Genomic DNA, 24863 nt, shown 5'->3' on the forward strand with positions numbered 1-24863 from the left:
TTACTCTTCGGCCTCAACAACAGTGACGATAACCTTGTTGGAAGCCAGCGTAATGGGAATTAAACTGCCGTCTGGAAGAACAAAGGAAAGGGAGACTGTAGCCTGATTCATGACCTTTCCGTTGGATGGCTGATGTTTGATTATGGCTGTGTATCCAACCTCCACCGATGTTCCTGGCAGCAGATCACCCAAGGAGATTCCACTCGCCAAACTACAATTATGTTGAGCAATACCCTGTATTGTGACACTACCAGAAACCAAAGTAACGCCAGATTGCAGTTGATCCGTGAGAACCAGATTTTTGGCTGCAAATGCACTCGTATTCTGAATGAGGACCACATAATCAACGCTTTCTCCTACCTCAACAATGCTTTTGCTTGCCGTCTTCTGGACAGGAATCACAGGTGCTGAGATTGGTATGGAAGGAACGGATGGGGTGGACGGTTGTGAAGAACCAGGCGTTGTTGGTGTAGTCGGATTAACAGGTGGTAACGGCGGCGTTGGAGGCTCAGGAGGCCCGGGTGGTACTGGCGGTACTGGTGGAACTGGGAAAATCACCTGCATGAGAACGACATTGGACAGAACGTTAAATGAAACCTCGCCCAATGTATAGGAAACACTGGCCTGATTGGTGATCTGAGCCAATGCAATTCCTTGATTCACAATGACTTGGAAGGTGATAGGAATCGCGGATAAGGGTGCGATATTATCTACCTCAAATCCATTAATCGGATTGACTCCGGGTACACTCACATCTCTGATCGTAACACTGTTATTAACAAAAGTAGTTGCTTCAGGGATTCGATCCGTAAATATAATGGAACTAAACGGGACATTGTTACCATTCGTCAGCAGGAAGGAGAACGTAATCGTTTCTCCCGGGACGACCTGACTCGGCAAAGCAGATTTGACAATTTCCAGAAGAGGATCGCTGATAAAAGTAGTGACTGAATCGGACTCCACAGAATTGGAAATGACATTGCCATCAGGAAGAGTGAAATTATAATTGACTATCGCTGTGTTCACAACCTGATTATTCGATGGGAATGACAGAATATTTACCTGAAAGTTAATCGTGAATGTTTCACCTGGTGCCACTTCCCCCAATGGAATACCACTAACCGGATTATCGCTTATTTCCACTCCGTTTACGGTTAAAGATCCAGGTATAAAGAATGATTCAGGTGGAATTGGATCAATAACGGTTACATCGGCTGCAATATTGCCTGTATTTTGAACAACAAGCTGATAGAACACGGTATTTCCAAGATCTACGGCATCGGGGGTACCGGATTTAAGAATGGTAATGACAGGATTATAGACAGGAATGGAAACGACATTGGACGGCGAACTTCCACTTACTCCGTTTATGGCAAAGGTAACGGTGCCCTGATTGGTTAACGTCTGGGTCACAGGCTGCGGTGTAAGTGCATTGACGTTGACCTGGAACGTCACTGTCGTGGAGCTGCCTGCACCTATAGTGCCGATACTTACGCCTGTGGAGGGATTAACCTCAGGTTGAGCTACACCATTCAGGGTGAGGCTGTCAGGCACAAAACTTGACCCAGCCGGAATCGGGTCCGTAAGAAAGACGGATGTTGCCAGCAATTCTGTAGGATTCTGAACGAGCAGCGTATACGTAATAATATCTCTTGGGGCCGCGGCGGTAACGTCAGCTGATTTGGCAAGGGACAGAACCCCCGGTTCGGACACGGGAACCGTCACCGTATTGGACAAGGATGAACCCGGAATGATCCGCCCGTCAGGAAGAGTATAGGTGTAATCTCCAGTAGCCTGATTGACAAGCTCGGGTGGAGTTGGCACGGATGTCACTGTGGCTAGAAAAGTAACCGTCACCGGAAAATTGGGCTGGATCGTTCCCAAGTTAATTCCGGTTATAGGGTTGGCACTGCTCCAACGGTTACCACTGATCAGCACACTATTCGGTACAAAAGCCTCTCCTGCCGGTAATGGGTCAACCAGGATAACGTCAGCGTTATAGTTACCTTCATTGGACACCAAAACGGTATACGCAATAATATCACCCACAACAGCAGTCGATGGGACAGCTGATTTTACCAGCGCAATGACGGGTTCAAACACCCGGACATTGACGATATTGGATAAGGCCGTTCCAGTGAATTCTCCGGTTGTAAACGTAACGGTGGCCTGGTCAACCAGGAACAGGGGAAAAGGAACCGGCGGAGCTGTTCCGACCACACTGACCTGGAACGTGACAGTTGCAGAGCCGTTGGCTGGAATTGTTCCGATAGGGACCCCTGTGCTAGGATCGACTCCTGGGAGAGATGCACCGTTCACCGTTACGCTGTCCGGAACCAGAACAGAAGCAACAGGAATAGGGTCTGTGAGACTGACATTGGTTGCGTCAACCGGATCATTATTCTGAACAACTAGCGTGTATGTGACAATATCCCCAATAACGGCTTGGAGCTCACTTGCTGTTTTGACTACGGTCAGATTGTCTGCCGAAATGGGAATAACGACTAGATTGGAACTGCTGCTGCCAGGAATAATGCGGCCGTCCGGTGGAGTGAAGGTGAAGCTGGCATTACCTTGGTTAACAATCTGAAACGAAGCCGGTAATGATGTAATTACGACTTGAAAACTGACCAGGGTCGAGCTACCTGTCGGTACGAGGCCTAGAGAAATGCCGGCATTCGGATCGGCAAGAGGGACCGGAAGGCTATTTACGAGTACACTTCCGGCAACAAAGGTGGCATCTGGCGGAATGATGTCCGTTAATGTGGTTGTTGCGCCAATATTTCCTGAATTGGTCACGGTAAACTGAAAGGTCACGGCTTCCCCGACTACAGCAAACGTAGGTGTAGCAGCCTTAGCAACGGCTATAATGGCCTTGAACACAGGAATGATGACCATATTGGAAAAGGAAACTCCGCTAAAGGTACCGCTGTCGAAGCTCACCTGGGCCTGATCTGTTAGTTGAGGTGGTGAGGGCAGGGTATTTACCTGAACACTGAAAGTGACTGTGGCTGATGCACCAGGCAAGAGAGTACCGACAGAGATACCAGAAACAGGATCTGCTGTAGGCTGGGGTACACCATTTAACGTGACACTGCCAGTTAGAAACGAGGAACCCGTTGGAATGTTATCGGTCAGTACAGCGTTGGTAATGCTGCTGGCATCCTGATTGGTAACTGTAAAGGAATAGGTAACGGTATCACCAACCACTGCATCTGTAGCAGCAGTTGATTTCACAACACTCAACATAGGTAGCGAGACAGGGATGACAACCGTGTTAGATGTAACAGATCCGGGAATTACACGGCCATCTGGTGGCTGAAAGGTATAGGAGGCTGTTCCCTGATTGACCAATTGCAATCCAGCTGGCTGACTAACAACACTTACCTGGAAAGTGACTGTAGAGGTTGCGTTGGGTGCAACCGGACCAATAGGTATTCCTGCAACAGGGTCAGAAGCTGGTTGAGAAACACCATTGACGGTTACGCTGCCCGGTACAAAGACGGAACCGTCTGGTATATTGTCTAGGACGGTTGTTGTGGCATCAATATTTCCCGTATTGGTTACGACCAACGTGTAGGTAACTGTATCTCCGACAAGAGCATTGGTTGTGTCTGCGCTTTTGACAATAGCCACATTGGGTTCATAGATGGGAACCACCACTGCATTGGAGGTAACCGCAGTATTAATAATCGGACCATCGGGTACGGTAGGGGCAGTATAACCGACTCTGGCTTGGTTAAACAACTGAGCCGGTACAGGTACGGATGTGACCAATACCTGGAAGGTCACGGTAGCGGAGGTTCCCGAGTTGAGATCTCCAATCGGAAATCCGGTTACCGGATCTGTACCCGGCAGTGAAACCCCATTGAGTGTGATGCTATTCGTTACGAAGGAGCTTCCTGCAGGAATATTGTCAAAGAACATAACGTTCGTTGCATTAACCAATGAAGTATTAGAGATGATAATGGTATATGTTACCGTATCTCCGACGACAGCATCAGTTACGTTGGCACTTTTGACGGCATTAAGGGCAGGGAGGTTGATATCGATCTGTAATCCGTTGCCGTCAACAAGATAGCCGTCTCCATTCGTTGTAAGCTGGAAGGCAGCTTGAGTCTGTGTATTGAGCAATGTAAATCCGACGTCCACGTTCGTAATATCCCAGCCTTGACGACCACCAACGATGTTTGTACCAGGGGTTCCATTGATCTGATTCCTTGTCCCGAACGTACCAGAGGTATCGAGGTTTCCGGCATCATCATTGATCTGTGAAGCGAAGAAGTTGTCGGAGAAGTTGTTCGGACCTGACAGATTCGTCACAGTGGCAATGGTCGGTCCAAAACGAGCCTGATCCCCGGTCTTGTTCGCATCACCCTCCTGTGTACTGAATTGTGCCCGACCTGCCAGTGGACCCATGAATGGTGTGGCAAATCCATCAATAATCATGTTGACAGGACCCGAAGTGGAAAGAATGACATCGGCATTCACTCGAATGGACATGTTTCTCAAAGGCAAGGCAGCATTTTGGTACACTACCGCAAGTGTCCAGCCCGCATGGTTGGAGGTCGGATCGGGTATGGACAGTGTTCCAACTACTCCACTGGTCGTATAGGTTCCTGCTCCTCCAGCAGAGATTAGACTTGTAACGTTTGCAGAACGAACATAGGCATAGGTTGTGGGGAATCCGGAAGCGGTGGACAAGATGACTTCAAAACTGGTTGCCGGGTCCGGAAAAACACTGGTCTGACTTGCTGGAGTTGTAAACTGTACAGCATCATTGATAAAGGCGGAATTGTTCTCCGTATTGTCAATGTATGTACCCCCCCAGATTAATTCGGCATACAGGATGCTGCTGCCTGCGGGGATTTGTAGTACAGCAGAGGAGCTGTTGTTCTGAAAAAGATTCGTTGTTCCTGGTGGATATGTTCCAAACTGCTGTGTGGTATCCGTCGTAATATAAGCCCCGATGCTGTCAACTGTCCCGGGAACACCAACAGTTTCAGAGCGGCTAAGTCCAAGCGTATTGCCTGTGAAAGTCACTGCACCATTTTCATTTATCGCATACCTTTCAATAAAGGCCATTATCATCTTCCTTCCGCATAGTTAGTCTCTACACGTATACTTTCGTAGTATCTTGTACCATGCCAAAAATCGTAAATAAATGAGTAGCAAAAAAAATCAGTGAATAAGTGTTGTATTGAAAACGGTTTTATGCTAATTTAAAATATATAAAAACGTTTTTATAGCAAAGGACCAAAAAATTATGGGAAAGATTACAATTAAAGATGTTGCAAGGGAAGCCGGGGTATCCATTTCTACGGTTTCCAACGCCTTGAACGGCGTGGATGTCTTAAACCCAGAGACCAAATCACATGTCCTGAAGGTGGCAGAGCGTTTAAACTACGTTCCCAACTTGAACGGCAAGCTGCTAAAATCCGGGCAAACCAAAATGCTGGGCTTTTTCACCACAAGTGTGTCGGGTCCATACTTTTATAAGCTGGTTGAATCCATGTCTCGCGAATGCGATCGTCTGGGCTACGGGCTGAATGTGTTTGTGACCAAGGATAAGCAGGTCATTATGAGTAATATTCTGGGACGGCGTGTGGATGGCGTTATCATCTACGAAGAACTGCGGATTGATGAGCAGGATATTGTCGCTATGGAGAAAGACAAGATTAAGGCTGTGTTTCTGGATCGGGTCTATCAGAGCGATACTATGGGAAGCGTCATATTTGACTCTTATGTAGCGGGTTACGAAGCAACCAAGTATTTAATTGGACTGGGGCACAAGAAAATTGCTTACATATCCGGCGTGGACACCATGTTTGACAGTAATCAGCGTAGAGATGGATATTTGGCCGCTTTGCGTGAGTACCAGCTTCCGTTGGATGATGATTACATCTTACAGGGATATTTTGAGGAAGAGGGCACCTACAGTGCTGTAAAATCTTTTCTTCATCTGCATCCTGCCAAGCTGCCTGATGCTTTTCTTGCAGGAAATGATGTGAGTGCAATCGGCTGCATCCATGCGTTGAAGTCTCATGGCTTCGAGGTTCCTCAAGATGTAAGTGTAGTAGGCTTCGATGATATTGATATTGCCCAATATTTTTCCCCGCCATTAAGTACCGTACGAAACCAGATTGCAAGGCAGGGTATCCTGGCGATCAATCACCTGGTTCGCATGATCAAGAAGAAGGAACATGGGGTTTCACAAAAACTGGCGGGTGAACTTATCATACGGGGCTCAAGTCATGTGAAGATGGACCGGAGTGATTTTTTAACATAACTGATTCAATCATTTCCGGTCTTTTTTAATTATAGATTTGATAATAGGGGGTTTTTTTGTCATAAAATAAAAACGTTTTTATGAGGAAATGCTTAAGTTGGAGGGGAGAAAAAGAGCGTGAGTAAATTAGCCGTAGAGACGTCGTCAACCGGTAAAAAGCCTGTAAGACCGGGGGGAAGGAAGCCAATCGGACAAAGAATGAAAGAGTTCGTCATCGATTATCGAAGACAATGGGAAATTCAATCGATGATTATACCCGGCATCATTTTTATGATTATTTTTTGTTACATTCCGATATACGGATTGACGATTGCATTCAAAAATTACACCGTTATTGATACGCTGTCTAGCGCACCATGGGTCGGTTTGGAAAATTTCAGAATCATTATGTCAGACAAATACTTCTGGGATGCCGTAGTGAATACGCTGGGGATCAGCTTTTTGAAATTGGGTATCGGATTTGTCATTCCCATTATCCTGGCGATCATGATCTATGAATTAAACAGCGGACGTTTCAAAAAGTTCGTGCAAACGATTTCATATCTACCTCACTTTCTGTCCTGGATTGTATTGGGCGGCATGCTGATCACCTGGTTTTCAACAACGGGATTGTTTAATCAGCTGCTACTCAGCTTGGGAGTGATCTCGCAACCGCAGAACATTTTGCTGGATGCAGGCAAGTATTGGTGGATTGCAGTTTTATCCGATATTTGGAAAGAGGCCGGCTGGGGAACGATTCTGTATTTGGCGATTATGTCCAAGATTGATCCTACGTATTACGAGGCAGCCAAAATTGATGGTGCAAGCCGTCTCAGACAAATTTGGAATATCACATTGCCTAACATGAAGTCAATCATTAGCCTTAATCTGATTCTTACTGTAAGCGGTTTACTTGGTTCCAATCTGGACCAAACGCTCGTTCTGATGAACTCGCAAAACCGTGACAAGGCAGAAGTTATCAATTCGTATGTATATCGTATGGGGATGTCACAGGGTGACTTTTCGTATGCTACCGCGGTTGGTCTGGGCGTCTCGATCGTGTCCGTTATTCTGTTGGTCACCGCGAACAAAATTACGAGCAAATTAAACGATAATCAATCTGTGCTGTAGAAGGAGGCATCCCGTGTGAATGGAAAGGTGGCTAAAGAAGATCTCGATAGTCGGATCTTTGATACCTTAAATATTATTTTACTCGCTATTTGTACTGTCGTTATTGTGGTTCCGCTCTGGAATGTCATTATCTCTTCTTTTAGCTCGGGCAAGGCTTTGGCGGAAGGCGGGTTCATCTTCTGGTCACCGGAGTTCTCGCTGGAGAATTATAGAGCCGTATTCAACGATTCGAACATCTGGCAAGCGTTCTTCATCTCCGTTTCCAAAACAACAATCGGAGTCGTTACACACGTATTCTTCTGTGCCATGGTCGGTTACGGTCTGAGCAAAAAGCACATACGTGGCCGTAAACTGTACGTAGCCATGGGAGTTATCACGATGTTCTTCTCTGGCGGAATGATCCCAACGTACTTATTGATCAAATCACTTGGCCTGCTCAACAGCTTCTGGGTGTACATTATTCCGGCATTGTTCAGCTTCTATGATGTCGTCATTCTGATGAATTTCTTCCGGAATGTACCGGATTCCCTGGAGGAGTCAGCCAAAATCGATGGTGCAGGAGACTGGCATATTTTCCTCAAAATCTTCATCCCGCTGTCCATGCCAGCGATGGCAACTATTGCATTGTTCAATGGAGTAGGGCAATGGAATGACTTTATGACAACTAAGTTGTACATTACCGATCAGTCGCTGTATCCGCTGCAGATGATGCTGTACGAGATTATTGTTCAGTCCCAAACGCAATCCATGCAAAATGTGGGCGGCTCGGCAGTCATTGAAACAACGACTAAAGGGGTGCAACTGGCTACGATTGTTATTACTACTCTGCCGATCATACTGATCTATCCTATCCTTCAAAGATACTTTATCTCGGGTATGATGCTGGGAGCAGTCAAGGAGTAAGAGGAATCTAAGCTTGTTAGAAAGTTCGCTCTATTCAATATTTCTCACCTAACTTTAAGGAGGAAACAATATGTTCAAGATGAATAAGGCAGCAGGCAAAAAAGGAGTTAAACTGTGCGCGGCATTGCTGACAGCGGTGATCATGATTACAGGCTGCAGTAGTGGATCAGGGGGTTCGAGCGAAGGAAACTGGGTTTCCATTGAAGATCGCTATACAGTCGATCCGGAAAAACCAGCTTGGCAGCTGGATAAAAAGGAAGAAGCTACAGACCTAACTTGGTATGTTAATGCCGACTGGTGGAACACGGATTTCGGCAAAGACATTGTAACCAAAAAGATCAAGGAAGATCTGAACATCAATATCAAATTCATTACAGGTGATGACACGAAGTTAAATACGTTCTTTGCCGGTGGAGATATGCCTGACCTGCTGACAGTATTTGACTCTAACTCTCCTGTGGTGCAAAAAGCCGCAACCTGGGCTATGCCGCTGAATGATCTTGCGGAGAAATATGATCCATACTTCAACAAAGTCGCAGCTGCCGATACCCTGAACTGGTTCCAGCAGGCTGATGGCAAGACGTATGGCTATCCAAACTACTCCAATACGCAAGCCGATTATGATAGCGGCAACATCCCAGCCAAAACGGCATTTATCATCCGTAAAGATGTATACGAAGCTTTGGGAAGTCCTGTCATGGGAACACCAGAGGAATTCGAAAGTGTGATGAAACAGATCAAGGAAAAGTTCCCAACGCTGATTCCATTTGGTTTTAACTCTATCGGTGAAGGAACAGGTTCACTCGGAGACGTGTTGCAAGACTTCATTGGCGTGCCGCTTGAAACTGCAAATGGAGAATTCTATGATCGCAATCAGGATGAAGATTATCTTACATGGCTGAAGACTTTAAATAAGGTATACAGAGACGGAAATATCAGTGATGACAGCTTTGCTGATGATGGTACGGCCTTTGAGGAAAAAGTGAAATCCGGAAAATATGCAACGATGCTGCTGGATGGTACACCTCAACAGGGAGGAAATCTGCAAATTTATCTGAGTGCCAATGAAGGCAAAGAGTATGTTGCCGTTGATGGACCACAAAGCACCAAGGGTAATGCACCGACACTTAATCAATCCGGTATTACAGGCTGGATGATCAACTTCATCTCCAAGGACGCCAAAGATCCAGCCAAAGCGATTCAAATCTTTACGTACCTGCTAAGTGAAGAAGGTCAGCTTCTGATGAACTATGGTATTGAAGGCGAGACGTATAAAAAGAATGCAGATGGTACGGTTGAGTTGATGCCAGCTGTGAAAGACCTGCAACTTCATAATGCGGACAAATTCAAGAAGGAATACCGGATGGGCGAATTCATGTTCTTTGGCCATGACCGTTACAAAGCACTGAGTGCTGATGCTTTCCCGGAAGCGATTAAACAAATGCAAGAGTGGGGCAAAGGCAAACTGAAACCACACTTCATTCTGGAGAATATTAGTCCGAATCAAGGAACACCTGAAGCACGTGCGTTGTCGGCGATCAACGCCAAGTGGAATTCAACCCTGGTAAGCATGGTACGTGCCAAAGATGATGCCTCTTTTGACAATGCGCTCGCCGCTTACAAGTCATTTTTAGGTGAAAACCGTTGGGATGATATCCTGAAGGTCCGTAGTGAGAAAATGAAACAGAATAAAGAGAAATTGGGTATCCAATAAGAGGAATGTGGAGGGAAAGCATATGACGAAATTCAAAATGTACAAATCCACGGGAGAAGATGCATTGTTTGTATCCGTGTCCCAGGATCAATTGAAATCGCAGGACTCCGCCAAGGAAACAACGACTATCCTTCTGGATGATCAGCAAACGTATCAGGAAATGGATGGTTTTGGGGCTTCTTTTACCGACTCATCTGCCTATCTGATTAACCAGGTATTAAGCGATGAGCAGAGAGCGGAAGTCATGACTCGGTTGTTCCATCCCGAGGAAGGCATTGGATTGTCGGTCATCCGCAATCCGATGGGCGCTTCAGACTATGCCAGAACGGTATACAGCTATAATGATCTGCCAGAAAATCAAACGGACCCGGAATTATCCGGGTTCAGCATTGCACATGATGAAGCGGATGTTATTCCTTTGACTCAAAAGGCTTTGGAGCTCAATCCTGAGCTGAAGCTATTCGCTTCACCTTGGAGCGCTCCGGGCTGGATGAAAACAAGCGGCTCGATGATTACAGGTCAACTGAAAAATGAGTGGTATCCGGCGTATGCAGAATACTTTGTGAAATATATCCAAGCCTACACATCACATGGATTGCCTATCCATGCAGTAACACCACAGAATGAAGCACTTTATGAACCAGGTCATTATCCCGGCATGTTGATGCCAGCTGAAGCGCAAGCAGACTTTATCAAAAATCATCTCAAGCCGGCTTTGGTCAGAAATGACATTCAGTCCAAAATCCTCTGTTATGATCACAACTGGGATCGTCCGGATTACCCGCTGACAGTACTTGATGAGGCGGCAGAAGAGGTAGATGGAGTCGCTTGGCACTGGTATGGGGGCGAAGCCTCGGCACAAACAAAGGTGTATGAAGCTGTCGCCGGTAAAGAGGTACACTTCACCGAAGGATCAGGAGGAGAATGGATCCCTCCATTCGAACAAGCTTTCTCCAATGTGATCAGAACGGGTATTGAGATTCTTCGCAATTACAGCAAATCTTTTGTGCTCTGGAATATGGCACTGGATGAGAACAACGGTCCTACCGTTCCTGGCTTCGGGAAAAGTACGTGCCGCGGCATTGTGAAGGTTAACCAGCAAACGAAAGAGCTTACCTATACACTGGACTATTATGCTCTGGCTCATTTCAGTGCATTGATTCGTCCCAAAGCCGTACGCATTGACTCGTCCTCCAATGAGGCATCCATTCGTTCCGTAGCCTTCAAAAATACGGATGGTTCGATTGCTCTCGTGCTTTTCAATGACGGAGAAGAGACAGGAAATGTGCAGGTTCAGCTAAGAGAAGAAGAATTGTTAAGTTTCCAACTCGAATCCAAAAGTGCTTTGTCCATTTTGATTAACCAAGGGTAATAATGTTGTAATGAAAGAAAAGGCGATACTCAGAGAATTAACTCTGAGTATCGCCTTTTATATTGCATCCAGTGAGTCTATACTCTTTGGATCGCTAGATTTGGTGTTCCTCCGCTCTCATCAATAAACAGAACATATTTATTCCCACTAGTGCCTGTTAACACTAGACCCGGCTGATTCAGTATACCGGGATTATAATATAACAGTTGCTGGATGAGTGGCAAGGCAACTGGAAGAGTCGGCTGATTCATGGCCATTAGCTGCGTCGTTGCTTTTACACTGTCTCCCGCCTCGATAACCCCACCGACACCCAGATTATTTGTAATGGAGGAGCTATCGTTAATCTGCAAGCTGCCAGCAACCGTCTGGTCTCCGTTCACCTGCAGGTCCAATCCAATCGTTTCATTACCGTTTACCTGCAAATCCTGATTAATGGTCTGGTTTCCTGTGACAAAAATGCTATCGAATGTTGGCAATCATATCAACTCCTATCTGGTTTGATATATTTTATGAGGACAAGAACCGGATGGACACGGGGTTGTGGCACATTTAAAGACACGGGTGAAGCCCATCTTTGAGTAGTTAAACACCTAAAAATGAGGCGATAGAAACCTAGCCAAAGGCAGATGCATATTGTAGGCAATGAGAGTTAATCCGCTTCGTGATTGGAGGGTATGGTCATCAAAAAAAGGAGGCGTATGCCAGCCAAGTCCCAAAAGAATCGACGTCCTGTCCAGCATCCCAATCAGGTATACCTCAGACAAATGAACGCTACATTGAACCGAAAACTCAAATCAATCCGGCATCATCTGGTGGTACAGCAATCGGATTTGCAGCAGCATCTTATGAAAATGATTCAGGACGGCAAGGAACAGAGAATGGAAAGTAAAGACAGTGGGAAAGTTTTGGATTCTCCCCGTGTTCATTATAAACAGCTGAAGGTCCTACTGATTACTCCTGCTATGGAACGAGCAGGCTCTGCGAACTCTATTTTGATTGAACAGAGCTTGAGGCATTTGGTTCAACATGTCAATGAAATCAAAACGATTCAGTCCGTTGCAGATCATACGACAGGGCAGGATTTGGATTTGATTCTGGTACTGGATGGAGAAGATGCTTTGTCGAATCAGAATTTGGAAGCGTTGAGGATTTCCTCTGCCCAAAAGGCGATATGGTTGTCGGACCAGTCGGATGTAAAACAGATGGAATCGATCATCCCTTTTTTTGATTATGTGTTTACACAGCATTCGACCCACATTCCCTCCGATCGGCATATGGGGAATATCTCATGTCATGAAATACCTTTTCCACCGAACCCCACACTGTTCTGTCCACAGGTGGTGGGAAGAGAATATGAATCCGATGTTTATATCATTGGGGATGCACACCCTGATAGCTGCCTATTTGATCTTGCCACTCACGCGTGGTTATCGGATAAAAGAGTGCGAGTTGAAGGACAGGGGTGGGAGAGGTTCGGTGCATTTGTGCCCGTGCAACATCAGGAGATTCGGGAAAAGTTATACAACGGCGCCAAACTTGTTGTTCAGGACAACTCATCCGCTAGACGTATCATGGAAGTAGCTGCGTGCGGTACATTTCAACTTATTTTGGCTTCCTCAAGCGGTCCCGCGAACACGGATGATTTCCAACGCTATGCAACATTTGAAGAACTCATACAGAAGCTTGAACATTATTGGGACCATGTGGATCAACGAAGACTGGCTGCCTCCCAGGCACTTTCTTATATAAAGTACAATCAATCCTATCTTCATAAAAGTTTGCAACTTATGGATATTATTTTCCAATGAATATGTCTGTTAATTGGAGGAGTCCTGCTTGAAGCTTATTGCTTTACACTTACCTCAATTTCATCGGATTGCGGAGAATGACAAATGGTGGGGAGACGGATTTACAGAATGGACCAATGTAAAAAAAACAACTCCCCTTTATCCAGGCCATTTACAACCCAAGAAGCCATTGCATCAGAACTACTATGATTTAACGGACCCCAAGGTACGCAAATGGCAGGCCGAAACGGCCAAAAATCACGGGATATACGGATTCTGTTATTATCACTACTGGTTTAAAGGAAAACGATTGCTTGAAAAGCCGTTTGATGAGATTTTGCACAGCGGGGAACCGGATTTTCCTTTTTGTTTGTCATGGGCCAATGAAACCTGGACACGCAAATGGGACGGGCGCGAAGAGGATATTCTTATTTCGCAAGACTACGGGGACGAGAGCGATTGGAAAGAACATTTCGATTATCTGGTCAGAGCGTTTAAGGATAAACGATACATCTGTGTAGAGGGAAAACCACTATTTCTGATTTATAGGCCTGCAAGCATACCTCGATGCCAGGAAATGATTCATTATTGGCGTAGGCTTGCGATAGAACATGGGCTGGAAGGTATTCATTTTGTGCAGACGATCGGTGGATTTCCTACCTTTAATCGTCCCGTCTTTGACGCAAGCATGGAATTTGAGCCCCACTATACGTTTGCGCATGGTCATATGAATGGAAGAATATGGATTGAACTGGATATCAAGGGGCAGAAGCACATTGTGGTGAACTACGATAAAGTATGGTCATCCATTCTCGAAAGAACACCTCATCGAAACGGGGAAGTTGTATATCCTGGTGCATTTGTGAATTGGGACAATACGCCGCGCCGGTCGGTTGATGGACAGAGTACTGTAGGCGCAACACCTGAAAAATTCGGATTGTATTTATCTCGACAGATGACGAGAGCCCGGGAATTGAACGGGAGTGGCTTCCTGTTTGTTAACGCATGGAATGAGTGGGCGGAAGGAGCGTACCTTGAACCGGATGACGATTATGGGTACGCCTATTTGAGAGAGGTCAAAAGAGTGGTAGAGCAAGGAGAGAGAAAACGCAGCAAGTTATGACAATGGAGTTCCCTTTGTGGGGCTCCATTTGTTTTTGGGTGAGTGCAATCATGCCAGCTTATCGAAATTCATACCATGATTTGTTTGCGATACTCCGTTGGATTCAGACCTGTATGCTTTTTAAATTGCCTTGAGAAATAATATAAGTCACTAAACCCAAGGTTCTCGGCAATTGCTGTGACTGTTTTTGGCGTACAGGTCAGAAGTTCTTTTGCCTTATCCATTTTTTTGCTGGCAATGTAGTGGATGGGTGGAACGCCGATGTGCTGTTTGAAGAAACGAATAAAATAATTAGGATGCATGTAGGCAATCTGAGCCAGATCCCGGACAGAAATATTTTCTTCAATGTTGGAATCAATATAGGCCAGTATTGCAGAGATTTTCTCCATAACAGGTATATTTGTATAACAGATCTGTTCCAGATCCAGATGCATAATGTAGTGGGACAACAATTCTATTAATTTACTTTTTGCCATCATATGCGCATAGACTTCATCGGATCGGGCGTAATCAAGAATGCTGTTGAATATTTCCTGTATTAGCTCGGGCCGATCCGATGAACAGAAGTGGGGGAAATTCAGAATTTGAAATAGGTTGATCCCTCCAACCTTCGCGCTGAAATGACACCAGTATTTGAGAAAAGGACGATCACTGATGGCTGAATAAGACTGCGTGACCCCCTCCGGCATCAAAAAAAGCTGTCCCGGTGCAGGATAATACTCCTGATCGCCGATCTTGAGCCAGCCCTCGCCTTCACAGATCAAATAAAATTTGCTGTAATCGGGTGTGTAATCGAGGTCTCGCCAATCCGTATCGCAGCGATTGAAGTTGACCATGAACAAATCAACCTGCAGATTGGATAAGTGGTTTGTGAGCAACGTCTTATGGTTCATTATCCTCAACTCCCTACAAAGGTTATTATTGTCCATCCTAAAGTTAACGTTCTGCATGTCTATCTGCTCAACCAGCTACTACAATACAAGTGCAGCCGATAACGGAAGGGATGAGAATCGAATGAGAACAATGCTGGATAAAAATGAATATTTGCAACAGATCGAAAAGACCATTGCCGAAGGAAAGTATAAGGACAGCTGGAATTCACTTAGCGCATTCGAGGTGCCCGAGTGGTACAAGAACGCCAAGTTCGGTATTTTCATTCATTGGGGTCTTTACTCGATCCCTGCGTTTGACAGTGAATGGTATTCACGAAATATGTATATTGAGGGCTCCAAAGCTTATGAACATCACCTTCGCGTTTATGGTCATCCGAAGGATTTTGGCTATAAAGATTTTATTCCGATGTTTCTTGCAGAGAAGTTTGACGCAGATGAGTGGGCCGTGCTTTTTAAAAAGGCAGGAGCCCGTTATGTGATGCCTGTAGCTGAGCACCATGATGGCTTTCAAATGTACAAAAGCTCCATCTCTCACTATAACACAGTTGAAATGGGACCCAAACGGGATCTGTTGGGTGAGATGAAGGTCGCGTATGAGAAGCAGGGACTTATCTTGTGTGTCTCGTCACACCGTGCTGAACATTGGTTTTTCATGTCCCATGGAAAAAACTTTGATTCAGATGTCAAGGAGCCGCTCAGACGCGGTGATTTCTACTGGCCCGCCATGCCTGAACCGGATCATCAGGATTTATACGGCTCACCTCCAACGGATGAATATCTGGAAGATTGGCTGCTTCGTTGCTGTGAACTGGTGGATCAATACCAGCCGAGCATTTTTTATTTTGACTGGTGGATCCAGACGGCAGCGTTCAAACCTTACTTGAAAAAGTTCAGCGCTTACTACTATAACAAAGGTGATGAGTGGGGCATTCCGGTAGCGATTAACTACAAACACGATGCCTTTATGCTCGGTTGTGCCGTTCCGGATGTGGAGCGTGGGCAATTCGCCGATTTGAAACCGTATTTCTGGCAAACAGATACCGCTGTAGCAAAGAATTCATGGTGTTATACAGAAAACAACAACTATAAAACAGCGGATGAGATCATCAGGGACCTCGTCGATATTGTGAGTAAAAATGGCAGCCTGCTGCTGAATGTTGGACCAAAGGCAGATGGAAGTATCCCGAATGAAGACAGGGATATTTTGCTTGCCATAGGTCAATGGCTGGACGTGAATGGGGAGGCGATTTATGACACGACATTCTGGCGGACGTATGGGGAAGGGCCGACCGAGGTGAAGGAAGGACAATTTACAGATGGAGAGACCAAGATCTTTACAAGTGAGGACATTCGTTTCACTGTAAAAGAAAGCTGCCTTTATGCCACGGTTATGGCTTACCCGGAGAACGGAATCGTTCATATTCGTTCGCTGAAAGAGAATTCTCATCATTTCCATGGACTGATCAGGGACATTCAGGTATTGGGCTTTGACGAAGAACCGGAATGGAGCAGGACGGAAGAGTCCTTGACGATAACGACAAGGAACGTGCATAGCTTCTCACCCGTCGTATTTAAATTAGAACTGGATTAAGAGATGAGATCGAAGGGCTATAACCAACAGTAATATGTACTGGTTATAGTCCTATTCTTTGTGCGATTCTGTAATGGATTACACTCGTTTACGGGTTGAAGAAGATCGACGGAGTGTTCTTCGTTTTTTGGACAAGCGATGTACTTTCGCCAAACGCTGCCGCTTCAACAAGCGCTGCCGCACATGACGAGGTCGTCTTTTTTCTACTGGTTTGAAAGGTGATGTCATTTGTATTGGTGGCAGTTCGCATGGTTCTTCCATGGTATCCATCACGGCTCTGTAGCTTATCGGCACAATACCCAGCGTCTGTATCGTTCGGGGGATTTCCTGATCGACAAATACTGCAAGCTCATGCTCGCGGATGTCCAGCCAGTTGGAAATTTCACGCAGAGCATCATCGACATATCCGGGATGACATACAATCTCGGTAATGCCATCTGGGAGCTTAGATAAATGTTGTAGCAATCGCTGTAAACCCTCATGATCTCCGTAAGTATCCAGCAGAATCGTATCCGTCATCCGAGGCACTGGCATTTCAGGGCTTGCATGCCGGACCTGAGATCGCCGAAGCGGGATGTTTTCCCGGACAGCTTTCTCCGCCATGATTTGGAATATGATGGGATCGTTTTGATGAAGCAGCTGATGGGAATCGAGATGTGTAGGGGAAAGTGACGCTTGAGCCAAAACGTTCCATTGAGCATCGAGTTCTTTGGCAATATCAGTGGAATCTCGTATTAATCCACACTGGCCTTGATGAAAAGCACCGTCAGGATTCACCAAAGAAGGCACGATAGCCGGATCGGATACGGGTCTCCCGTAAGTCAGGTTAAAATGCAATCCGATTCCGAGGTCCGGCAGCGATCGGGCTAAACTCAGTGCATGATCAAAGCCCGGCATATTCACCATCATCGAAGTACTCGTAATTCCACCAGCCTGATATGCTTGAATAATCCCCTGATTAACGCCGGGCGACAGCCCGAAATCATCCGCATTAATGATTACTTGCCTGCTCATACCGCTTACTCCTTCCTCACGTTGAGAACAAACCATTTGCCATGTCCCTAATATATTAAAGGTCACAAGGTATGAACCGTTCATTCGCACAGGCCTGATAAAATACTTCAAATGCCGTCTTGTCCATGGAATATCCTGTTCGCTGTTAGAAATAATCCAGTTGCAGACAGAATACATTTAATGTAAACGTTGTTACGGATTGAGAAAAATGGGGTATCCCCGTTCAGAATCAGTCCGTTAATATGGGGAGGGAAAAGATTGTTGAGAAAAAGAAAAATCGTAAGTACGCTGGTGCTGTTCAGTTTCCTAATCGCTTTACTGCCTGGCACGACGACAAACGCAGCGACCAATTGGAATCTGGTGTGGAGTGACGAATTCAATGGAAGTTCTCTGAATACGTCGAATTGGTCTGCAGAGATTGGTACCGGCAGCGGCGGATGGGGAAATAATGAATTGCAGTATTATACGAATCGCACCGAGAACCTGCAAGTTACAGGTGGCAATCTGGTCATCACTGCACGCAAAGAAAATTACAATGGCAGCAGCTATACCTCCGCACGAATCAAAACCCAAGGCTTGAAGGATTTTACTTACGGGAAAGTTGAAGCACGCATCAAGCTGCCGTCCGGTCAGGGGCTGTGGCCTGCTTTTTGGATGTTGGGAAGCAACATTAATTCCGTCGGCTGGCCTAAGAGCGGAGAGATCGACATTATGGAGCGGGTCAACAACAATGCTTTTGTAAACGGTACCGTACACTGGGATGCTAACGGGCATGCCGATTATGGAAAGATATCGGAGAATCTTGATTTTTCCCAATTTCATGTATACAGCATCGAATGGGATTCCAAATATATAAGATGGTTTGTGGATGGCAAACAGTTCAATGAGTTTTACATCGAAAATGGAACAGGCAACACGGAGGAGTTCCAACGTCCGTTTTTCCTCCTCTTGAATATGGCTGTGGGTGGGAATTGGCCTGGCAGCCCTAATAATGCGACACCTTTCCCATCACAAATGCTGGTGGATTATGTGCGGGTATATCAAGCAGCGAGTACACCGAACATTGTCAGCGGGGGTCTCTATACGATCGGTTCCAAAGCAAGCGGTAAAGTGTTGGATATTGTGGATGTATCCACGGCAAGCGGAGCCAAAGTACAACAATGGACCAACTACAGTGCGAGCAACCAAACGTTCAGGGTCGACAGCACAGGGGATGGTTTCTATAAACTCACGGCGGTTCACAGTGGAAAAGTTCTGGATGTGCCTAACTCAACAGCATCACCCGGCGTACAGCTCCAGCAATGGGATGATAATGGCTCTAACGCCCAAAGGTGGAGCATCCAGGATGCGGGTAACGGTTTCTATAAAATCATTTCCAAGGTGAATGGATTGGCGGTAGATGTTTCGAGCTCTTCAACGGCGGATGGAGCTGCAATCCAGCAATGGAATGATAACGGTACGGATGCACAAAGATGGTCGTTTAACAAATTGAATTAATTAAATTGCAATAATTTTAGATGAATTCATCACAAAATTTGATGTTGGTAATATATTGTTGACATCAAGCAAGTGATGTTCGCCCGACCTGCGGACATTAACAGGGCTCCCAAGGAGGAGATTATGGAAGATGAAGTACAAGAAACGCAGTGTGCACGGCGGAAGCGGCTTTAGAAAAGGTGGAGGAGAATCACATCTCACAGGTATTGGGGAAGAAGCCCATTTACTCCTCAAATTAATTGGCGAATTGAAAGCTGCCATAGTACAGGTATTTGCTAATCCAACTCAGGTTAATGTTTCTGTTTTGATTGAAATTCTGCGCAAATTGCTGGCTTTGGTTCATCATTTGAAATTAAAGAAAGGAAACAAGGCCAGCTTGGAAGCTGCCTTGGAACTTTCCATTGCTTCAGCGGAGGTCATCCCATTCTCTCCAATAAGCGTAGGCACCAACTTGCAGCAGTTGCTTGATACGCTGTTGTCTGTTGTTTTACAGGAATGCATCCATTCTGCGGACAAAGATCAATTGGTCATTGCCATCAGAGCAGTAGAGGTAGCTCTTGCCAACGCACTTAGAAACTCAGGAATTCCGGGTCCTGCTGGACCCGCTGGACCAGCAGGACCTGCCGGTCCGGCCGGATCTCAAGGTGTTGCTGGTCCTCAAGGAACGGTAGGTCCAGCGGGATCGCAGGGTAACCCTGGGCCTGCGGGACCCATTGGTCCGATCGGTCCGGCGGGTAGCCAAGGTCCAGCAGGTGCAGCTGGTCTGAACGGAGTTACGGGTGCAACCGGAGCAACGGGTGCAGCAGGTCCAGCAGGTGGTGCAACTGGAGCCACCGGAGTGACTGGAGCGACAGGAACTGCAGGAGCGGCAGGCGTAACGGGTGCGACCGGAGCTGTCGGTGCAGCGGGCGTTACGGGAGCCACAGGTGATCCAGGCGTAACCGGAGCTACGGGTGATCCTGGAGTGGCGGGTGCGACGGGAGTAACGGGTGCTACGGGAGCCGCAGGATTGGCCGGAGCCACTGGTGTGACTGGAGCGACAGGAACAGCCGGGGTTACTGGCGTTACCGGTGATACGGGAGCCGCAGGATTGGCCGGAGCTACTGGTGTGACTGGAGCGACAGGAGTAGCTGGAGTCACCGGTGTGACTGGTGATACGGGAGCCGCAGGATTGGCCGGAGCCACTGGTGTCACAGGAGCGACAGGATTAGCTGGGGTTACTGGTATAACAGGAGCTACGGGATTGGCCGGAGTAACTGGTGTTACTGGCGTAACGGGAGCTACAGGTTCGGGAGCCATCATTCCGTTTGCTTCTGGTGGTCCAGCCATTTTGACAACACTCGTTGGTGGATTGGTTGGTACTACAAGCCTGATTGGTTTCGGTAGCTCGGCAACGGGAATAAGCTTGGTCGGAGGCACCATTGATTTAACAGGGTCAGTAGTTGGGCCACTCATTAACTTTGCATTTTCGGCTCCAAGGGATGGCGTTATAACTTCCATTGCTGCGTATTTTAGCACAACCGCAGCCTTGTCATTAGTCGGTTCAACGGTAACCATCACAGCACAACTGTTCAGCTCGCCTACGCCAGACAATGCATTTACGGCTGTGCCTGGAGCTGTCGTGACACTGGCACCTCCACTTACAGGTATTATCGCATTGGGCACCATCTCCAATGGTATAACAACCGGATTGGCTATCCCGGTGACTGCACAGACACGTCTGTTGCTGGTGTTCTCGGCGACAGCTGCCGGACTCACACTTGTGAATACCGTTGTCGGCTATGCAAGTGGTGGCTTGAATATTACTTGATTTACTAACACGCAATGAGAATAAATAAGTCAGGAAACAAGCTGAGCTCCATTTGTATTGGAGACAGCTTGTTTTTTTGTTCTTTTAGGTTTATCTTCGTCACAAACAGGATTGAATGAATCAACTGAAAAACCATCCTCAGCTGAAACCCCTGTATACTAAACATGCCACTCTTTGGAAATCCTGAACAGGTGAACCGGAAGAGCGAATGAGACAGCAAGAACGATATGTGCGTGGAGGGAACCATGAATATAGAACAGCTTTTTTTTCATATTTTATACTGCAACTCAAGGAAGCCGAATGAACTTCGGACATTTTCCAATAAAGGGGTGCGAACGCTTCAGCATCATGAACTCATTTTTATTACAGGCGGCAAAGCGGAGATTACTATTGAGAGTAAAAGACATACCATTCAGGAAGGCGTCCTGATCTACCTTCAACCGGATGTGCCTCACTTGATAGAGATTGACTTTAAGAATCCCATAAGTTTTTTTTCGGTTCACTTCAGTTATGTCCGAATCGAGCAGAATGACAATACATGGACTGTAAACGAGGACGTCGAGATGTTTCCCTTACCAGCTGTCCAGCAATTACAGGATTATTATCAATTGGAAGAAGTATTTAAACATATGGTAGACACCTGGCATACGAAACTACCGGGTTATGAGTTTAGCACCAAGTCCTTACTACAGCAATTGCTTATCGCGATCGGCCAAAATATAAAAAAGCGGCATCGTAATTATGCGACATCCTTGAAAGTGGAAAAGATCATCAACTATATGAATCAACATTTGCATCGTAAAGTCACCTTGACCGAACTATCTGAGCTGGTACAGTTATCAGCCCCGTATTTATCAAGAGCTTTCAAAGAGATTACAGGATACTCCATCATAGAGTTTTTTAACAAACTGAAGATGGATAAAGCAAAAGAGATCATTTTGGAAGGAAACAACAAAGTTAAAGAGGTGGCGCAGGTACTCGGTTACACGGATGAATTCTATTTTAGTAGGCTATTTAAACAATTGGAAGGCATGAGTCCAACGGAATTTTACAGCAAAAATGTCCATGGAGTTTAACATAATGCATGGTGCATAGCCGTTCTGATCGCTAAGATGAGGATATGATTCTGAAGCGGGAGGAAGGCTTGTTGATATGCCGCTGTGGAAAAGAAATTTGATTGTATGCTGGTTCGGAATGTTTGTGACCGGAGTAGGCATGAGTCAGATCGCACCGATTTTGCCGCTGTACATCAAGCAGCTTGGTGTGAATGACTCAGCAGCGATTGCCCAATTCTCCGGAATTGCCTTTGGCATCACATTTATACTTTCCGCCATTTTCTCCCCCATATGGGGAGCGGCTGCCGACCGATGGGGGAGAAAACCAATGCTGCTTCGAGCCAGTTTGGGGATGGCTGTAGTGGTAGGTTGTATGGGGTTCTCAACAAATGTGTATATGCTCATTGGACTTCGGCTGCTACAGGGTGTCATCACAGGATATAGCACCGCCTGTACAACGCTGATAGCGACCCAAACCGATTCCAAACATGCGGGCTATGCTTTGGGCACACTTTCAACCGCCAACATCGCAGGTTCCTTGATCGGTCCGACAATTGGTGGATTCATAGGGGTAAATTGGGGGCTCCAGAATTCGTTTTTTATAACGGGTGGGCTGATGATGATTGCCTTTATTACGACCGCTTTGTTTGTGAAAGAATCGTTCACGCGAGAGGACAAGGTGGTGCTTGGTCTTAGGGAAGTATGGCGAAAAGTGCCCGAGAAAAGTCTGACGATTAACTTGTTTGTTACTTTTTTTGTACTCACTGTGGCCTTATATTCGGTGGAGCCTATCATTACCGTATATATTACGCAGCTTTCCGGTAACACTTCGCATGTTGCTCTGTTGGCTGGAATCGTGTTCTCGGCATCAGGATTGGCCAATCTCATTGCTGCGCCAAGACTGGGTAAGCTTTCGGACCAAATAGGTGCACAGAAGGTCATATTGGTTGCTCTTCTAGCTGCCGGAATTCTCTTCATAGCACAGGCGTTTGTAACGAGTCCGTGGCAGTTGATGGGCCTGCGTTTCTTATTGGGATTGGCGGCAGCTGGGCTAATTCCTTCGGTGAATACTCTGATCAAAAAAATTACACCAGCTTCCCTGACTGGTAGAATGTTCGGTTTTAACATGTCAGCAGGATATCTGGGAGTATTCGGCGGTGCTGTTTTAGGCGGACAAGTGGCTGCCTGGATGGGAATACGATATGTGTTCTTGATTACCAGTGCATTGATATTGATTAATGCTGGCTGGGTGTATTTTAAGGTATACAAAAAACTTGAAACGATTGGGAGAGAAGATCATGGAAAACTTGAAAAAAGCAGAAGCTGAACAGCTTACAGCTGAAAAAACAGCGCTGGTCGTGATTGATTTGCAAAAGGGGATTGTGAATAGCCCGCTACAGTCTCCACATACAGGTGAGCAGGTGGTGCAGAATGCGGCCAAGTTAGCACAGGCTTTCACGGAAAAGGGAGCTTTTGTGGTGCTTGTAAAAGTCTCTTCAGTCGATGGAAAAGACATGTTGAAACCAAAGACGGATATGGAACGGGGAGCGATTCAGTTTAGCGCAGACTGGGATCAATTCGTGCCTGAAATGACTGCCCATACTCCTTATCATACGGTTGCCAAACGTCAATGGGGTGCTTTCTTCGGTACGGATCTGGACCTCCAGTTGCGACGTCGGGGAATAGATACCATTGTATTATGTGGCGTTTCTACGTCAATCGGTGTAGATACTACAGCCAGAGAAGCTTATCAGCACGGTTATCAACAGATTTTTGTAGAAGATGCAATGACAGCTGCAACCAAGGAAGAGCATGACTACGTTTGTAAAACCATTTTCCCCAGATTGGGTCGGATTCGCTCCAGTGAAGAAGTGGTTACGGCACTGAAATAAGATGAGCCGGTAAATAACCCAGGATTCGGACAAGACAATAATCCGTTAAGAAAAGGTTTAACATGCTCAAAAAGGAGACATCTGATCAGATGTCTCCTTTTTGGAATTTGCATACATGATCAGAACAAATTATTGGCTGCAATCAGCAACAAGAGAACCCCGCTGACAAGCGTTCCGAATTGTCCCAATGTGAATGAACCAATACGAACGTTTGCCGCTTTGGACCCCATCCACACGCCAAACCATACGGTAACAAAACTGCCGATCGCTGCGGTAAGGGAAATATACAAGGGGGATAAGCCCATCAGCCCTGCACTTAAGCCATTCGTCAGTGCGTTTGTCGAAAGGGCAACACCCAGAATCAACGCCTCCAGAACTCCAATATGATTCGATTTGTCCAAATCTACACGTTCCGGATTTTGTAAAATAGACCCGATCCCGAGGGTTTGGGAATCGGTCTCTTCGTGATCTTTCTTCTTGCGGGGAACGGATAACAAGATGATACGAAAACCGATAACGAGTAGGATAAATGTCCCCAGTAGTATAGGGAAAACGCCAGGTAGTACGATCGAAATCCATTTTCCGAACAAAATGCCTGAATAACTGAACAACAAACAAACAACGGCAATCAAAAAATTCGAAAATAGGCTGATTCTGATTTTTCTGATCCCGTACGATAGTCCGACACCCAGATTGTCAAGACTCGAAGAGACGGCCAAAGCAAGAATGAGCATCCACGCCATACAATCACCTCATGATCTGTATTCTGCTCTTAATGTATGTCGTGTTGAGATTCATGTGCCCGTCCTTGAG

General features: G+C 46.1%; 18 protein-coding genes. 13 read left to right on the forward strand and 5 right to left on the reverse strand.

Going from position 1 to position 24863, the window contains the following annotated elements:
* Complete coding sequence (locus tag PTQ21_RS19340; RefSeq protein ID WP_274566771.1) at window positions 1-5085, reverse strand: DUF11 domain-containing protein; 5085 nt, start codon at window positions 5083-5085, stop codon at window positions 1-3.
* A gap of 181 nt (window positions 5086-5266) precedes the next feature.
* Here PTQ21_RS19340 and PTQ21_RS19345 point away from each other — a divergent pair, with 181 nt between their 5' ends.
* The 5 genes from PTQ21_RS19345 (at window position 5267) to PTQ21_RS19365 (ending at window position 11388) form a co-directional block, all read left to right on the forward strand.
* Complete coding sequence (locus tag PTQ21_RS19345; protein WP_063563590.1) at window positions 5267-6289, forward strand: LacI family DNA-binding transcriptional regulator; 1023 nt, start codon at window positions 5267-5269, stop codon at window positions 6287-6289.
* A 198-nt stretch (window positions 6290-6487) separates the two neighbouring features.
* Window positions 6488-7399: an ABC transporter permease gene (locus PTQ21_RS19350; RefSeq protein ID WP_052016450.1), complete on the forward strand. Its 912-nt coding sequence runs from the start codon at window positions 6488-6490 to the stop codon at window positions 7397-7399.
* Window positions 7400-7414: 15 nt separating this feature from the next.
* A complete protein-coding gene (locus tag PTQ21_RS19355; RefSeq protein ID WP_063563591.1) occupies window positions 7415-8302 on the forward strand; it encodes a carbohydrate ABC transporter permease in 888 nt (295 codons plus the stop codon).
* A gap of 70 nt (window positions 8303-8372) precedes the next feature.
* Window positions 8373-10016, forward strand: a complete 1644-nt coding sequence (locus tag PTQ21_RS19360; protein WP_072732697.1) for a type 2 periplasmic-binding domain-containing protein — start codon at window positions 8373-8375, stop codon at window positions 10014-10016.
* Window positions 10017-10038: 22 nt separating this feature from the next.
* Window positions 10039-11388: a glycoside hydrolase family 30 protein gene (locus PTQ21_RS19365; RefSeq protein ID WP_274566772.1), complete on the forward strand. Its 1350-nt coding sequence runs from the start codon at window positions 10039-10041 to the stop codon at window positions 11386-11388.
* A 77-nt stretch (window positions 11389-11465) separates the two neighbouring features.
* Here PTQ21_RS19365 and PTQ21_RS19370 read toward each other — a convergent pair whose 3' ends face one another.
* Window positions 11466-11864, reverse strand: coding sequence for a hypothetical protein (locus tag PTQ21_RS19370; protein WP_274566773.1), 399 nt, complete (start codon window positions 11862-11864; stop codon window positions 11466-11468).
* Window positions 11865-12086: 222 nt separating this feature from the next.
* Between PTQ21_RS19370 and PTQ21_RS19375 the strand changes: the two genes are divergently transcribed.
* Complete coding sequence (locus tag PTQ21_RS19375) at window positions 12087-13196, forward strand: glycosyltransferase family protein (RefSeq protein ID WP_274566774.1); 1110 nt, start codon at window positions 12087-12089, stop codon at window positions 13194-13196.
* A 28-nt stretch (window positions 13197-13224) separates the two neighbouring features.
* Window positions 13225-14298, forward strand: a complete 1074-nt coding sequence (locus PTQ21_RS19380) for a glycosyltransferase WbsX family protein (RefSeq protein ID WP_072732700.1) — start codon at window positions 13225-13227, stop codon at window positions 14296-14298.
* A gap of 68 nt (window positions 14299-14366) precedes the next feature.
* Here the strand turns inward: PTQ21_RS19380 and PTQ21_RS19385 are convergent, their stop codons facing one another.
* A complete protein-coding gene (locus tag PTQ21_RS19385; protein WP_274566775.1) occupies window positions 14367-15191 on the reverse strand; it encodes an AraC family transcriptional regulator in 825 nt (274 codons plus the stop codon).
* 55 nt (window positions 15192-15246) lie between these two features.
* Between PTQ21_RS19385 and PTQ21_RS19390 the strand changes: the two genes are divergently transcribed.
* Window positions 15247-16782 carry an alpha-L-fucosidase gene (locus PTQ21_RS19390; RefSeq protein ID WP_274566776.1) on the forward strand — a complete coding sequence of 512 codons (1536 nt, stop codon included), beginning with the start codon at window positions 15247-15249 and terminating at the stop codon, window positions 16780-16782.
* Between the two features lie 78 nt (window positions 16783-16860).
* Here the strand turns inward: PTQ21_RS19390 and PTQ21_RS19395 are convergent, their stop codons facing one another.
* On the reverse strand, window positions 16861-17796 hold the full coding sequence (locus tag PTQ21_RS19395) for a carbohydrate deacetylase (protein WP_177031113.1): 936 nt from the start codon (window positions 17794-17796) through the stop codon (window positions 16861-16863).
* Between the two features lie 258 nt (window positions 17797-18054).
* Here PTQ21_RS19395 and PTQ21_RS19400 point away from each other — a divergent pair, with 258 nt between their 5' ends.
* The 5 genes from PTQ21_RS19400 (at window position 18055) to PTQ21_RS19420 (ending at window position 24050) form a co-directional block, all read left to right on the forward strand.
* Window positions 18055-19293: an RICIN domain-containing protein gene (locus tag PTQ21_RS19400; RefSeq protein ID WP_063563599.1), complete on the forward strand. Its 1239-nt coding sequence runs from the start codon at window positions 18055-18057 to the stop codon at window positions 19291-19293.
* Between the two features lie 130 nt (window positions 19294-19423).
* Window positions 19424-21103 (forward strand): exosporium glycoprotein BclB-related protein, encoded by a 1680-nt coding sequence (locus PTQ21_RS19405; protein WP_274566778.1) that lies wholly within the window; start codon window positions 19424-19426, stop codon window positions 21101-21103.
* A gap of 245 nt (window positions 21104-21348) precedes the next feature.
* A complete protein-coding gene (locus PTQ21_RS19410) occupies window positions 21349-22179 on the forward strand; it encodes an AraC family transcriptional regulator (RefSeq protein ID WP_072732702.1) in 831 nt (276 codons plus the stop codon).
* Between the two features lie 76 nt (window positions 22180-22255).
* Complete coding sequence (locus tag PTQ21_RS19415) at window positions 22256-23485, forward strand: multidrug efflux MFS transporter (protein ID WP_072732703.1); 1230 nt, start codon at window positions 22256-22258, stop codon at window positions 23483-23485.
* Window positions 23457-24050 carry a hydrolase gene (locus PTQ21_RS19420; RefSeq protein WP_063565215.1) on the forward strand — a complete coding sequence of 198 codons (594 nt, stop codon included), beginning with the start codon at window positions 23457-23459 and terminating at the stop codon, window positions 24048-24050. The genes PTQ21_RS19415 and PTQ21_RS19420 overlap by 29 nt, the downstream gene beginning before the upstream one ends.
* Before the next feature lie 119 nt (window positions 24051-24169).
* On the opposite strand, the gene ytaF is transcribed toward PTQ21_RS19420, so the two are convergent.
* Window positions 24170-24793 carry a sporulation membrane protein YtaF gene (gene ytaF / locus PTQ21_RS19425; RefSeq protein WP_063565214.1) on the reverse strand — a complete coding sequence of 208 codons (624 nt, stop codon included), beginning with the start codon at window positions 24791-24793 and terminating at the stop codon, window positions 24170-24172.
* Window positions 24794-24863: the final 70 nt, after the last annotated feature.

Origin of the sequence: Paenibacillus marchantiae, assembly GCF_028771845.1 — a bacterium.
Lineage (GTDB): Bacteria > Bacillota > Bacilli > Paenibacillales > Paenibacillaceae > Paenibacillus > Paenibacillus marchantiae.

Excerpts from the sequence above, each read along its gene's own strand:
- PTQ21_RS19340 (WP_274566771.1), bottom strand. The coding sequence starts at position 5,085 with ATGGCCTTTATTGAAAGGTATGCGATAAATGAAAATGGTGCAGTGACT.
- PTQ21_RS19345 (WP_063563590.1), top strand. The coding sequence starts at position 5,267 with ATGGGAAAGATTACAATTAAAGATGTTGCAAGGGAAGCCGGGGTATCC.
- PTQ21_RS19350 (WP_052016450.1), top strand. The coding sequence starts at position 6,488 with ATGAAAGAGTTCGTCATCGATTATCGAAGACAATGGGAAATTCAATCG.
- PTQ21_RS19360 (WP_072732697.1), top strand. The coding sequence starts at position 8,373 with ATGTTCAAGATGAATAAGGCAGCAGGCAAAAAAGGAGTTAAACTGTGC.
- PTQ21_RS19365 (WP_274566772.1), top strand. The coding sequence starts at position 10,039 with ATGACGAAATTCAAAATGTACAAATCCACGGGAGAAGATGCATTGTTT.
- PTQ21_RS19375 (WP_274566774.1), top strand. The coding sequence starts at position 12,087 with ATGCCAGCCAAGTCCCAAAAGAATCGACGTCCTGTCCAGCATCCCAAT.
- PTQ21_RS19385 (WP_274566775.1), bottom strand. The coding sequence starts at position 15,191 with ATGAACCATAAGACGTTGCTCACAAACCACTTATCCAATCTGCAGGTT.
- PTQ21_RS19390 (WP_274566776.1), top strand. The coding sequence starts at position 15,247 with ATGTCTATCTGCTCAACCAGCTACTACAATACAAGTGCAGCCGATAAC.
- PTQ21_RS19395 (WP_177031113.1), bottom strand. The coding sequence starts at position 17,796 with ATGAGCAGGCAAGTAATCATTAATGCGGATGATTTCGGGCTGTCGCCC.
- PTQ21_RS19405 (WP_274566778.1), top strand. The coding sequence starts at position 19,424 with ATGAAGTACAAGAAACGCAGTGTGCACGGCGGAAGCGGCTTTAGAAAA.
- PTQ21_RS19410 (WP_072732702.1), top strand. The coding sequence starts at position 21,349 with ATGAATATAGAACAGCTTTTTTTTCATATTTTATACTGCAACTCAAGG.
- PTQ21_RS19415 (WP_072732703.1), top strand. The coding sequence starts at position 22,256 with ATGCCGCTGTGGAAAAGAAATTTGATTGTATGCTGGTTCGGAATGTTT.
- PTQ21_RS19420 (WP_063565215.1), top strand. The coding sequence starts at position 23,457 with ATGGAAAACTTGAAAAAAGCAGAAGCTGAACAGCTTACAGCTGAAAAA.
- ytaF (WP_063565214.1), bottom strand. The coding sequence starts at position 24,793 with ATGGCGTGGATGCTCATTCTTGCTTTGGCCGTCTCTTCGAGTCTTGAC.